Here is a 12,911-nt window from a genome sequence, read left to right as displayed (position 1 = left end):
TTATAAACGGGTTATTTCTTTGATGTACTTGTGAATGTTTATAAAATCGGTATTTAATGCCTCTTTAATTTTTTGATTGGAATACAAAGTATTGGTATAGGAAGCTTTGGCTAAAGTTTGAGTCAATTTTCTCTCCTGTTGAAACACATTTGAAACAAACCAATCCAATCTCCAGAGGATTTCCATAAAAAAGGGCTTTGCATGAATTGTAGGCTTTTTAACCCCCAATCCATCAGCCATAGCATTCAGAATATCACGAAAGACACTGTTTTCTGAAATTAAAGTGAAGCGTTCATTTTTTATTTCGCTTTGCATTAACTGAACTGCAATACGCACTACATCTATAACAGCAACAAATCCTGTTGCGCCTATCGTATAAAATTGTAAGCCGTTTTTAACTTTTGTCAAAAGTTGGCCACTTCCTTTTTCCCAATCCGTATGCGCAAGTACAGGGCCAATAATAACACCGGGATTGATGATAATTACGGTTAAACCTTCTTGTTGTCCGCGCCACACTTCCATTTCGGCACCATATTTAGAAATAGCATAATCATTATGCGGAAGTTCTGGATTCCATTCCGTTTCCTCAGTGATGAATTTTTCATGAGGCGGTAAATCACCCAAAGTAGCAATAGAACTGACAAAACATAATTTTTGTATTCCAAAAGCGAGACAAAAGTTTACAATATTCGCTGTGCCTTCAATATTTGTTTTTCGCAAACGTTCTTCTTCTTTTGGATCAAAAGAAATCAAAGCGGCGCAATGGTAGACCATATTAATATTTTGAAAAGCAATTTCTAAGGAGGGAACATCTGTAATATCTGCACAAATCCATTCGATTTGTTCCAAAAGAGCTTCCTTTTTATACAAGGTAAATAAAGCTTTGGTTTTTTCTAGCGAAGTTTTAGATCGATAAATAGCGCTCACTTTTTTGTTTCCCATACTTTGGGATTCAATTAAATGAAGCAATAAATGTGCGCCGACTAAACCGGTTCCTCCTGTTACTAATATCATCTGGTAAATTTACGAATAATCAGTTATGAAATGTGTTTTTTTCAGATTAAGCGGTCAAACAAATAAGCGATTCGACATTAAGTTTTATATTTGTCTAAAAATTATATCTACAAGAATGAAAAATATTATTTCCGAATTACAGTGGCGCGGATTGGTTCACGACATCATGCCTGGGACCGAAGAACAACTTTTAAAAGAGATGACCGCTACTTATATAGGGTTTGATCCAACATCTGATTCTTTACATATTGGGAGTTTAGTGCCCATTATTCTTTTGGTACACTTAAAAAATTTCGGACATAAACCCATTGCCTTAGTAGGTGGTGCAACAGGAATGATTGGTGATCCATCTGGTAAGTCTGATGAAAGAAATTTGCTTGACGAAGCTACTTTAAATCATAATGTAGAAGGAATAAAAAGTGTTTTGTCGCGCTTTTTAGATTTTAATGCAACAACTGCTAATGCGGCCGTTTTAGTAAACAATTACGATTGGATGAAAGATTTGTCATTCATCAATTTTGCTCGTGATGTAGGAAAACGTATCACGGTTAATTATATGATGGCAAAGGATTCTGTAAAGAAAAGATTGTCAGGTGAAGGCGAAGGAATGTCGTTTACAGAGTTTACCTACCAATTAATTCAAGGATATGATTTTTATCATTTGCACAAAGAATACAATTGCTTGTTGCAAATGGGTGGTTCAGACCAATGGGGGAATATTACCACTGGAACTGAACTAGTGCGAAGAATGAACGTAGGTGAAGAGGCAAAAGCATATGCCATGACGTGCCCGTTGATTACAAAAGCGGACGGTTCTAAATTTGGAAAATCAGAAGGAGGCAATGTTTGGTTAACAGCTGATAAAACTTCGGTTTATAAATTCTACCAATTTTGGTTGAACACGACTGATGTAGATGCCGAAAAATATATCAAAATCTTTACTTTCTTAGATAAAGAAACTATCGAGGCTTTAATTGAAGAGCATAAAGTGGCACCACATTTAAGAGTTTTGCAAAAGAAATTGGCAGAAGAATTAACCACTTTTGTTCATTCTGCTGCAGCACTTGAAAAAGCTATAAAAGCATCAGCAATTCTTTTTGGAAATGCAACTGCAGCTGATTTAAAGGAATTAGACGAAGCCACTTTCTTAGAGGTTTTTGATGGTGTTCCCCAAGCTGAAATCAGCAGAAATGAAATCGAAATTGGGATTAATATTGTAGATATTTTAAACGAGAAAACAGGATTTTTTAAGTCTAATGGCGAAGCAAGACGTGCATTGACAGCTAATTCTATTTCAGTAAACAAAGAAAAAGTTACTGAGGATTTTTTGCTTTCGACCAAAGATTTAATCAACCATCAATTTGTGTTGTTGCAAAGTGGTAAGAAAAATTATTTTGTGGTGAGAGTGGTTTAAGGAGACAAACGAATTATTCTCTATTCTAATTATAAAAACTTCCCAATAACTCAATTAGTTGTTGGGATTTTTTATGCGGTTTAATCTTTAAAATTGATTTCTACTTTATTAGTGTATATCCATCCTCTAGCGATTGTGGGGTCATCCAGTATGATTTTTAAATCTTCGGGGAGCAGAGAAGAGGTTAATTCTTCTTTGTTGAAATATAAAAACAAGTCAAGATAATGTTTTGTGTTGTGATCTAAAAAATATTCATTGTCTTCAAATTTTTGATACCTGTTTTTATCCCAAGACAATGTTGCAGAAAAGGTTTTGGTTTCATTGGCTTGAAACTTAACAGTACTTTCTATGATTTTTTTACTGGTTTTAATTTCTAATTCTTTTTGCTTCTTCAGTAAATAATCAGCTAAACCTTTACGATTATTTTCTAGGTCATGCATCATTTTTTTAAGAATAGCATCACTTTTTTTAGAATCGAATACAGAATTCGTTTCTATCATGTTTTTTTCTTGAAACAGCCGGTAGGAGGGAATCCAAGACGAACTGTTGTACATGTTAGATCGTAACTCATTAGTATTTAAAACTAATGAAATAAGACTTTTTGTTTTGTTTTTGATGTGGTAATGTACCGTAAATATTCGTTCGCTAGTAGATGGATCTTTGTACGTTATAGAGTCTATTTGAACTTCTATATCGGTGTTTTGCGCATTGCTACATAAACTAATGAATAAAAAAAGTTTAAAAAATAAAGTACGTATGCTCACAATAATTAAAGATTAAAGAACCATCAAATTACAACCTCGAATATCCGAATTATCAAAACGTCCCAATACCTCAAAAGAGTTGTTGGGATTTTTTTTGCCTAAATCTTGCGTAGCAATAAAGGAACAAGAATTAATATTAGCCAAATCTATTACGTTGATTCCGCCTGTTTTTCCTTCTGGAATATAGGTCAAAGCATCTTCGGTATCGCGAACCAGGATTTGCATCCAAGCAGGGCACTCAAATACGCCATTTCCTAAAGAATAGGCTTGCGAAAGCAACTCTGTCATGCCGTATTCAGAATGGATGGCTGAAACGCCAAAACCTGCACAAAGTTGCTCATGTAATTCCTCCCGAATCATTTCTTTGCGCCTACCTTTCATACCACCGGTTTCCATAATTATGGTATGTTGCAATTGAAACCTGCGTTTTTCTATCAAATCCAATAAAGCAAAAGTAACTCCAATCAGAATAACGTTTTGACCCGCTTGGTCTAAAGCAAGTAACGTTTCAATTAATTCGTCGTGATTGTTGAGGTAAAAACCACTTTCGGAATGATTGGAAAGCTTAATCAAATCCTTCACCATGTAAATTAACGAAGAGCCTTCCCGTTCCAGATAGGAGGGAAGCAAAGCTAAAACAACGTAATCTTCAATATTTCCATAAAATTCTGAAAATCCTTTGCGGTAGCTTTCCTCATATAACGTAACATCAGTAACTAGATGTTTGCTGGTTATCATTCCGGTCGTTCCGCTGCTGGTAAAGGTTTCTTGAATAGCATCGCTAGTGGAAACCACTTTATGGCTTTTAAAAAACTGTATGGGAAAAAACGGAATCTGTTGTAATGATTTTACTTTTTGAGGATCTGTTTTTAAAAAATTACAAAATTCTTGATAGACCAAGTTGTTTTCATATTGGAAACGAAACACTTTCAAGGCGATTTTCTCAAACTGTTTTTGACTGGAAATGGCAAATATATCAGAGTATGTAATCAAGAATTTTTTTTGCAAAAGTAATCAAATTTTTGAATGGAAACCCATTAGCAAAACAGCAATAGTGTGTTTTTTTGGAATTCATTCTATTAGAATTATGCGTAAAAAAAGCCCCAATAGAAATTGGAGCTTAGTATTTAAATGAGGAAGTATTATCTGATAATTAGTTTTCTAGTAGCTGAAGCGTCTTTTTCATTTATTTTAATGATGTAAACACCAGATGTTAAGTTGGAAACATTAAGTTCTCTAGAGTTGAGCATGGTTTGCATCACTTTTTTTCCTAAAACATCAAAGATAATAATTTCTTTATCCAAGTCGTTTTTTGTAGTGATGTATACTTTACCATTACTCACAGGGTTTGGGTACAAGCTTAAACCCTCGATTGCGGCGGTTTCTTGCGTTTTTGGTTGTTGCTTATTATCTTGAGCACTTGCGCTTAAGGTGATTAAAAAAACCAATAAAATGATACTATAAAAGTAGTTTTTTGCCATCAGATTTATTTGAAAAGTAAATATACAAAAAATATTTCAAAAAGTATACCAAAAAAAATGCCTTTCGTTATGAAAGGCATTTAGACTTACTAGAAATAATTTTAAATTATTTTATCAAGCTTACTCCATCAACAATTGCCCATGCACCTGGAGTCAAGGTAGCGCCAGTAGCTGTGGTACTTGTTGTGTAGTTTCCTGCAGGAAAAACAACCGTAAAAGTAGTTCCTACTCCAGCAAATTGAGAAGTACCATCATTGATTTTTACATTTAATAATTTGATTTTGCCACCAGTTACTTGGTTGTCAAATGTTGCTTTATCTTGAATTCTCACTGCAGTAGAATTAGCAGTTGTATATCCTGATATAACTACATTTGAATATTCACCATTTCCTTCCTTTTTAAATTGTATAGCATCATATTCAGCGGCTGACGACCCTCCTTCGGTTACAGTACCTGGAGCTCTTGTTAATGTAATGTTGCTTACTTTTGGTCCGAAAGCATTGTTAAATGACTTAGCTTCGATTTCCATACCATAGTTTCCTGTGGCTACTTGGTAAGCCAACCAGTTAGTGTTAGCATCACCTCTCCATCCATCTTGCCAGTCAAAAGAATCATCGAAATTACCAAATGAAATTAAGTTTTTAGCGCTTACAGTTCCACCGTAAAATTCAAAACCATCATCAGCTCCTTTGTAAGCTACTAAGTTCTCTAATATTGTTCCTGATCCTACAGAATAGAATGAAAATCCATTCATTTCACTAGTATTGTCAGTTAATTTTTTTCCAGCATATTCTACTCTTACATATTTCAAAGAACCACCATTGTGAGCAACATTTGTTCCTCCATAAGCTAGGTTGTTTCCGTCTTCAGATGTAGCAGTTGTCACTCCATTTGCACCAACAATAGGAGCGTCTCCGAACATTATTATTCCTCCCCAAGATCCTGGAGTTTTAGAAGTTTCTGTAAATACAACTGGTAATGCAGAAGTTCCGTTTAAAAACAATTTACCACCATTTTCTACTAAAAGAGCATCAGCTGTTCCGTCAGAAATAGTAGCAGTAATTGTTGAACCTGCTTCGATAGTTAACGAACCTCCACTTTTAATTTTCACAGTTCCTTGTATAGTGTAGTTACCTAGTGGATATGTTTTTGCAGTAGTAATATCCCCTGTAATAGTGCCCGTAGGTATTGGTTGTGTAGTGATTTCTTCATTATCAGATGAACAACTACCTAAAGATAAAGCTACGATTGATAAGCTTAAAACTAATTTTTTCATTTTTTTACTGTTTGTTTGTTGTGATTATTTGATACAAATGTAGCTACGATATTTTAGAATAAAGTTAACGTAACATTATAATACTATTGCTAAAATTTAAACATTATGTAAATTTTATGTAAACTCATTTTTTAGTTTTTAAGAATTTTTATTCAAAAAAAAACTGCCTTAAAAGGCAGTTTTTGAATTAGAATGTATAAGATAAATTAAGAGAAATTCCCCTACCTCTTTTGAAGCTTTCTAGCAACAATGAATTTTCGTTTATAGTAAATCGGTTTTCACTACCTAATTCCATTTTATACAATGGATTTAGTAAATTGTCTATTGCAAATTTAGCATCAATATTCTTGGTTATTTTACTTGTCAACACAAAATCTAACTTGTGAAACGGCCTTTCATAAATGTTATCCATTCCAGCAGAACCTACTGCAAAAATTCTTGGACCATACACGCCATAAACTAATGAAATAGAGTTTTTCATAATTTCATTGAATTCAAAATCGTACTTTAAATCCGAGTTGATAATCCACTCAGATGCTCCTTGTAATTTTCGGCTTGGATTGTTCTCTAATGAAGTGTTGCCAAAGTTAACTTTTACATCGGTCTTCATTAGTGAAGTATTCAATCCGAATGAAAAATCAGCTAGTGTTGGAGATAATCTCTCTAATTGCAATAACAATTCAATTTCTGCTCCATATAACAATGCTTCTTTAGAATTTTGGTAAGTCATTAATTGACCACTACCTCCAGCTCCTGCAATGAATATTCTTTCAATAGGGTTTTGAATTTGTTTGGCAAACAAACCAACAGCAAATAATTCATTGCTTTTTGGGAACAATTCATATTTTGTATCAAAATTGTAATTGTCGCTATTCTTTAAATTTGGATTACCTAAAAGAGATTTTCCATCTGGACTTATATATTGAAGAGGCAATAATTCCATTGTAACTGGTCTAGTGATGGTTTTAGAACCATTAAAACGCAAATTACTATTTTCAGTTAGTTCATATTTTGCATTAATAACTGGTAAGAAATCTAATTTTTTATCAATGATGTTTTTGTAAGGGCCATTAATAATTTGACCTATAGATCTAAATTGGATCGTTCTATCTGAATTTTCAATACGAACACCTGCGTTAACCTCTAATTTTTCGCCAAAATTATACAAGTAATTAACGTATCCAGCGTTTACAATTTGGTTTAATTTTACTTTATAATCTGCATTTGATTCCTCGCGAACTGAAATAATACCGTTATTAATATCATCAACTATGAAAGAATTGATTGTGTTTACAGGAGTAGTATAGTTTTTATTTACGGAACGTAACCCTGAGAAGATACGATATGTTGATTTCAAATCATTTTCGAATACATTATAACCTATTGTTAGACGATTTGATTTTCCGTTTTCTTTTTCATCAAATTTAAGATTGTATTCTGCTAAACCTGAGAAATAGTAATTTCCTTTGATGTCTAAGTATTGTCTATTTAAATGATTTCCACCATAAGAAGTATTGATTTCTGTTGGGGATACTTTCTCACCAATGATAAATTTTCGATCAGGTTGCTCATAAGCAGTTCTTACAAATGACCCACCTACTTTTAAAGTGTGTTTTTCGTCAGAAGTAAGTTTTACATTTCCTAACAATTGAGTATTGATGTAATCAGATTGGTCAAATTGGTTTGTGCGAATCAAAATATTTGGGTTGCTAGCTTGATTGTTAGTATAACCTAATTGATCAATTATTCTGCTATCAGTTGAACGTAAGTAGAAAGAATTTAAACCTATGTCAAAACGTTTTGATTTATAGTTAATCGCTGCTAGAGCAGATGAATTAGTTTGATAACTATAACTTTCTCTTTGTAAATTGTTATCATAATCACCAGCACCAAGAATAAAAGTACGATCAACTCCTTTACGTATTAAATATTTATTATCTCCATTAATAGAGAAAGTGTAATTAATCTTGTCCCCATTGTCTACATTAAATTTTTCAGAATGGATAAATCCAAAACTGGTATTCAAAGGACTAGAAGTTTGATCTACGTCCCAAGTATTTTTTTTGTAAGCGGCATTGTATTCATCTGGAGTAAGTTTTTTACCCTGTGGTACGCTACCAAAAGCGGGGCTTAGTTGGCGATCGCTGCCGTTTAACCCAAAAAAACCTTGGGTATTGTTTGCATCGCTATGAATCAAAAAGTCAGAACCGTTGTTTTCAGTAGTAAAACCAGCACCTAAAGAAATTTTAGTTATACTTTTAGCTTGGACAGTTTCAATATTTACGGTTGCCCCAGCAAAATCTCCAGAAATATTTGGATTAAATGTTTTGTATACGTTTAAAACTCCTACTATATCTGTTGGGAATAAATCTAGTGGTATGATTTTAGTGAAAGGACTGTTGGATGGAGCTTGTAATTCGTTAATCAATAAATTGTTGTAACGGTCTTCTAAACCTCTTACGAATAAACCTCTAGATTCTACTTTTGTAATTCCGGTAATTTTTGTCAAACCTTCCTCAACATCACTTACGCCTTTACGAGCCATTTCTTGAGCTCCAATACTTTGTTTAAAAACGATAGCTTTTTTTTGATCTAAAAGGATTGCGGTTTCCTTTTCTCTATTTGCCGTATTTTTAACAATTACATCTTTCAATGTATAGCTTCCTGAACCCAATGCTTTATCTATCGTTACTGTTTGATCAGCAACTACTGTTACAGGAACTTCTATAGTTTCATACCCTACAAAACTTAACTGTAATGTGTATGATCCTGGAAGTATAGTTAGGGTATATTTACCATCAATGTCAGTGTTTGTTCCTATACTTGTTCCTTTAATAAGAACGTTTGCAAAAGGTAATGACTGATTGTTAGCCTCTTTGTCTGTTAACGTTCCAGTAATGGTTCCTTTACTTTGCGAAAAAGAAATAGCTGTAAGTAATAACGTGAAAAATAGTAACTTGAATTTCATTTGTTTAAATTTTTTGCAAAGTAACGGTCAAAATGTAAAATTTGAGTTACTGACTTGTTATGCTTGTGTTGTGTTTTCGTTCCTAAAAACCATCCAATATTAAATTACGGTTAACAGCTTTTCGATACCTCATTTATGATTACATTTACCAATCAAAAACAATTTTTGGCGCTTTATGAAGAAAAAACACACCAAGATTCTATTAGTTGACGATGAGCCAGATATTCTAGAAATCGTAGGATACAACCTTTCTCTGGAGGGGTATCAAATTGTTACGGCGGTAAATGGTAAAGACGCGATAGTCAAAGCTAAAAAAGAACTTCCAGACCTTATTATTATGGATGTTATGATGCCAGAAATGGATGGAATGGAAGCTTGCGAAAATATTCGAAAAATTCCTGAACTGAGTAATGTTTTGATTACGTTCCTAACAGCAAGAAGTGAAGATTATTCTCAAGTTGCTGGTTTTGATGCCGGTGCGGATGATTATATCACAAAACCAATTAAGCCTAAATTATTAGTTAGCAAAGTAAAAGCGCTACTACGACGCTTAAAAGACAAAGAGATTAATAGCGAAACACTTAATGTAGGTGGTATCGAAATTAATCGCGAAGAGTATAAAATTGTAAAGGACAACATTGAAATTGCTTTACCTAGAAAAGAGTTTGAATTGTTTTATTTATTGGCTTCAAAGCCAGGGAAAGTTTTTAAACGCGATGAAATTTTAGACAAAGTTTGGGGCAACGAAGTTGTTGTTGGTGGCAGAACTATTGATGTGCATATTCGTAAACTGCGCGAAAAAATTGGAGAGGAATTGTTTAAAACCATAAAAGGAGTAGGATACAAGTTTGAAGTGTAAATGACAATAAATTTTAAAAAAACATATCGCTTCGCTGTAAAGTCTGCGCTTTATATTACCCTTTTTTCTACTGGATTAGTTAGCTTTTTGACCTATTTGTTTTTCAAATTTTCGTATCAATTTAGTTTGATTTTTGCTATCGCTATTGGTACATTTTCTTTTCTTGTTATTCAATATCGAGTAGAGCGTTTTATTTATAAAAAAGTAAAGAAAATTTACGATGATGTTTCTTTACTCGAGTCAAGTACTTTTAGAAACCAGCCTATAACCACAGATATGGCAACGCTTACTCGAGAAGTAAAAAAGTTTGCAACAGATAAAAAACTAGAAATAGAAACGTTAAAAGTCCGTGAGGAATATCGAAGAGAATTTCTTGGCAACGTTTCCCATGAGCTGAAAACTCCTTTATTTACAGTACAGGGTTATTTGTCGACTTTGCTGGATGGTGCTATGAACGATAAAACCATTCGAAAAAAATACTTGGAACGCGCCGAAAAAGGAGTCGAAAGATTGATTTACATTGTACAGGATTTAGACATGATTTCGAAACTTGAAATAGGAGATCTGAATTTAGAAATAGCCGAATTTGATATCGTAAAGCTCGTACAAAATGTTTTTGATTTGCTAGAAATGAAAGCCTCAAAAAAAGACATACTGCTCATGTTTGATATGCGATACAACAAACCCGTTATGGTGGTTGGAGATCAGGAAAAAATTCAACAAGTAGTCATGAATCTCGTTGTAAACTCTATTAAATATGGAAAAGAGAAAGGTTCTACCGAGGTTAGTATCGAGGATTTAACCAATGAAAAAGTTATTGTACGCATTACAGATAATGGTGAAGGAATAGAAAAGAAAAATATTCCTAGACTTTTTGAGCGATTTTATAGAGTGGATAAGAGTGGAGCCAGAACAGAAGGAGGTTCAGGTTTAGGATTGTCTATCGTGAAACATATTATTGAAGCACATGATGAGAAAATTTATGTAGACAGTACGTACGGTGTAGGTTCTGAATTTTCATTCACACTTGAGAAAACAAATCAAGTAAAAAAATAGCATAAAATCAAAGATTATAACAATTTAAAAACCGATTCTTGTGAATCGGTTTTTTTTATTTCTGCGAATCAAAGTTTGATTATTTTTCAAAAACTTGGAACAAATTCTCCCAATCTATTTTAGAATTCATTTGAGGCAAACCTCTATAGTCTTCTATTTTTGCAAGATCTTCCATTTTGAAATCAGTTTGTGTGGCATAAGGCACCAATCTTTCAGTTTGGAACTTTTCAGCTAAGTATTCTTGCTCGTACTGTCCGGGTGTGGGAATAAAGAAGGCTTTTTTTCTCAATTGAGCCAGATCCATAATGGTCGTATAACCAGAACGGCAAAGCACCATTTCACTTTCGTTAAAAGCTTGTTCTAACTCAGTTGAATTCATAAAGTTGTAATAGATAACAGTACCAATCGTTGTTATTTTTTGTTCTTTTTCGATATTTCCTTCAATGAAAATTACAGTGCCATTGTATTTAACTATTTCTGCTTTTAAGTGCTTTTCTAACATACCACGCTGTGGTTCCGGACCTGACAGAATTACAAGTAAATCGTATTTTTTTGGTACTAATTTCTTTTGGAGTCGGCTCAAAGGCCCAATGTATTTTGTTTTGAGATTGGGATGATTCACATGACCTAGTTTACCTGTTAGATTTATAGTTCCGTCAAGATCGGGCACCCAGCATTCCGAATATTTTTTTATGATAGTTTGATGTATTTTACTGGTGATCCAAGTGGTGTTACCGGTTATCACATTCAATTGATGCGTGATAAAAACAGACGGGATTTTTTTGCTTAAAACACCCAATCTATTATCAGAAATGATACCGTCTATCGCATATTTCTCAACCCAATCTTGAATTATTTTTTTTTCTTGCTGAATGGCTCTTATCATTTTTGGGCCATTTTGTATTAGTTTCCATTTAAAATTGGCCCCATTCTCAGCATATTCAACATGGTAGGATGGGAGTTCGAGTGTTTGAACTGCCGGAAACTCTTTTCGTAGTAATGCAAGTGCAATTCCATCTGATGCAATTATAGGAATATAGTTGTTCTTAAGCAAAGCTCTTATGATAGGGATGCAGCGAGTTGCATGACCTAAACCCCAATTTAAAGGTGCTATTAAAATAGTTTTAGGCTCAGTTTTTATATTCATTTGTAAAGGTATCTAATATTTCTTTTGGGGAAAGATACAGTTGTTCAGGCGTTATAATATTTGTAAACTATTACTAAACTATTAAATTAATATGTTTTTTTTAGTTGTCTAATAAAAAAAACTGCCCTTTTTAAACTACCCTAAAAAAGTGTAACACTATTTTGTAGCAGTCTATTTAGAACAGTTTTCTGTAACATTTGTCTGTAAATTATTACTCCTGAATGTACGTTTTATTTCCGTTAGCATTAATATAATATTTCCCCCCTCTAGGACCGGTGTACACTTTTTTGCCATTGTATTCGCCGGTAATTTTGTCGGCTACTTTAGGTGCTTTTTCAGTTGTTTCTCTGATTTTTTTTGATGCTGCAACTTTCACTTTAGCTGATTCAACTTTGGTTCTTGCTGCCGCTGCTTTTTCTTTCGCTGTTACTTTATTAGCTGTTGCTTTTTCATTTGCATTTTCAGCTTTTTCATTTGCGGTGTTTACTTTTTCAGTAGTGTTTTTAACTCTCGTTTTGGTAGCTGTTTTTCTTGTAGTTGCTGCCTCTTTTCTCGCAGTTGTCGCCTTTTCTTTAGCAACAGAGGCTTTGTCTTTCAAAGCTTCTGATTTTTTTTTGGTAGCTGTAGCTTTTGCTTTTGTTGTTCTTTCAGTAATAGATTCTTTTGCTTTGTTTGCTTTTTCTTTTGCCACATCTGCTTTCTCTTTGGCTACAGTGGCTCTTTCTTTTGCTGCGGCGGCTCTTTCTTTTTTAGCATTTGCTAATTTTTCAGTTCTAGCATTTGCAGCTTTTTTTTCAGCAGCAGTTTCTTGCGCATTCATATTTGCCGATATAATAATCGCAAAGAAGAATAAAAATAATTTTTTCATAATCGTTTCATTTTAAGGTTGTTTAATAAAAATAAGAAATAAATTGGTATTTGAATAAATTATT

General features: G+C 33.4%; 11 protein-coding genes. 3 read left to right on the top strand and 8 right to left on the bottom strand.

Annotation, left to right across the window (positions count from 1 at the left end; translation table 11 throughout):
• Positions 1-1,014 (bottom strand): NAD-dependent epimerase/dehydratase family protein, encoded by a 1,014-nt coding sequence (locus AC061C_RS04075; RefSeq protein ID WP_478290144.1) that lies wholly within the window; start codon positions 1,012-1,014, stop codon positions 1-3.
• 115 nt (positions 1,015-1,129) lie between these two features.
• On the opposite strand from AC061C_RS04075, the gene tyrS reads away from it, so the two are divergent.
• Complete coding sequence (gene tyrS / locus AC061C_RS04070) at positions 1,130-2,428, top strand: tyrosine--tRNA ligase (protein ID WP_478290143.1); 1,299 nt, start codon at positions 1,130-1,132, stop codon at positions 2,426-2,428.
• Positions 2,429-2,508: 80 nt separating this feature from the next.
• On the opposite strand, the gene AC061C_RS04065 is transcribed toward tyrS, so the two are convergent.
• From AC061C_RS04065 to AC061C_RS04045, 5 genes are all read right to left on the bottom strand, one after another.
• Positions 2,509-3,192, bottom strand: a complete 684-nt coding sequence (locus AC061C_RS04065; RefSeq protein WP_478290142.1) for a hypothetical protein — start codon at positions 3,190-3,192, stop codon at positions 2,509-2,511.
• 12 nt (positions 3,193-3,204) lie between these two features.
• Positions 3,205-4,185 (bottom strand): LuxE/PaaK family acyltransferase, encoded by a 981-nt coding sequence (locus AC061C_RS04060; RefSeq protein ID WP_478290218.1) that lies wholly within the window; start codon positions 4,183-4,185, stop codon positions 3,205-3,207.
• A gap of 149 nt (positions 4,186-4,334) precedes the next feature.
• On the bottom strand, positions 4,335-4,673 hold the full coding sequence (locus AC061C_RS04055; RefSeq protein ID WP_478290141.1) for a T9SS type A sorting domain-containing protein: 339 nt from the start codon (positions 4,671-4,673) through the stop codon (positions 4,335-4,337).
• Positions 4,674-4,779: 106 nt separating this feature from the next.
• On the bottom strand, positions 4,780-5,949 hold the full coding sequence (locus AC061C_RS04050; protein ID WP_478290140.1) for a beta-helix domain-containing protein: 1,170 nt from the start codon (positions 5,947-5,949) through the stop codon (positions 4,780-4,782).
• Between the two features lie 187 nt (positions 5,950-6,136).
• Positions 6,137-8,917, bottom strand: coding sequence for a TonB-dependent receptor (locus AC061C_RS04045; protein WP_478290139.1), 2,781 nt, complete (start codon positions 8,915-8,917; stop codon positions 6,137-6,139).
• 175 nt (positions 8,918-9,092) lie between these two features.
• Here AC061C_RS04045 and AC061C_RS04040 point away from each other — a divergent pair, with 175 nt between their 5' ends.
• Together AC061C_RS04040 and AC061C_RS04035 are read left to right on the top strand one after the other, a co-directional pair.
• A complete protein-coding gene (locus AC061C_RS04040; protein WP_309759283.1) occupies positions 9,093-9,776 on the top strand; it encodes a response regulator transcription factor in 684 nt (227 codons plus the stop codon).
• Positions 9,777-10,832, top strand: a complete 1,056-nt coding sequence (locus tag AC061C_RS04035) for a sensor histidine kinase (protein WP_417945431.1) — start codon at positions 9,777-9,779, stop codon at positions 10,830-10,832.
• Between the two features lie 79 nt (positions 10,833-10,911).
• Here the strand turns inward: AC061C_RS04035 and AC061C_RS04030 are convergent, their stop codons facing one another.
• Together AC061C_RS04030 and AC061C_RS04025 are read right to left on the bottom strand one after the other, a co-directional pair.
• Positions 10,912-11,979, bottom strand: a complete 1,068-nt coding sequence (locus AC061C_RS04030) for a glycosyltransferase (RefSeq protein WP_478290138.1) — start codon at positions 11,977-11,979, stop codon at positions 10,912-10,914.
• 211 nt (positions 11,980-12,190) lie between these two features.
• Complete coding sequence (locus AC061C_RS04025) at positions 12,191-12,847, bottom strand: hypothetical protein (RefSeq protein WP_478290137.1); 657 nt, start codon at positions 12,845-12,847, stop codon at positions 12,191-12,193.
• Positions 12,848-12,911: the final 64 nt, after the last annotated feature.

It is taken from the genome of Flavobacterium sp. GNP010 (assembly GCF_056428945.1).
Note: the sequence above shows the minus strand (reverse complement) of the source record. Positions and strands in the feature narration are given on the sequence as shown.

Excerpts from the sequence above, each read along its gene's own strand:
- AC061C_RS04075 (WP_478290144.1), bottom strand. The coding sequence starts at position 1,014 with ATGATATTAGTAACAGGAGGAACCGGTTTAGTCGGCGCACATTTATTG.
- tyrS (WP_478290143.1), top strand. The coding sequence starts at position 1,130 with ATGAAAAATATTATTTCCGAATTACAGTGGCGCGGATTGGTTCACGAC.
- AC061C_RS04055 (WP_478290141.1), bottom strand. The coding sequence starts at position 4,673 with ATGGCAAAAAACTACTTTTATAGTATCATTTTATTGGTTTTTTTAATC.
- AC061C_RS04050 (WP_478290140.1), bottom strand. The coding sequence starts at position 5,949 with ATGAAAAAATTAGTTTTAAGCTTATCAATCGTAGCTTTATCTTTAGGT.
- AC061C_RS04045 (WP_478290139.1), bottom strand. The coding sequence starts at position 8,917 with ATGAAATTCAAGTTACTATTTTTCACGTTATTACTTACAGCTATTTCT.
- AC061C_RS04040 (WP_309759283.1), top strand. The coding sequence starts at position 9,093 with ATGAAGAAAAAACACACCAAGATTCTATTAGTTGACGATGAGCCAGAT.
- AC061C_RS04035 (WP_417945431.1), top strand. The coding sequence starts at position 9,777 with ATGACAATAAATTTTAAAAAAACATATCGCTTCGCTGTAAAGTCTGCG.
- AC061C_RS04030 (WP_478290138.1), bottom strand. The coding sequence starts at position 11,979 with ATGAATATAAAAACTGAGCCTAAAACTATTTTAATAGCACCTTTAAAT.
- AC061C_RS04025 (WP_478290137.1), bottom strand. The coding sequence starts at position 12,847 with ATGAAAAAATTATTTTTATTCTTCTTTGCGATTATTATATCGGCAAAT.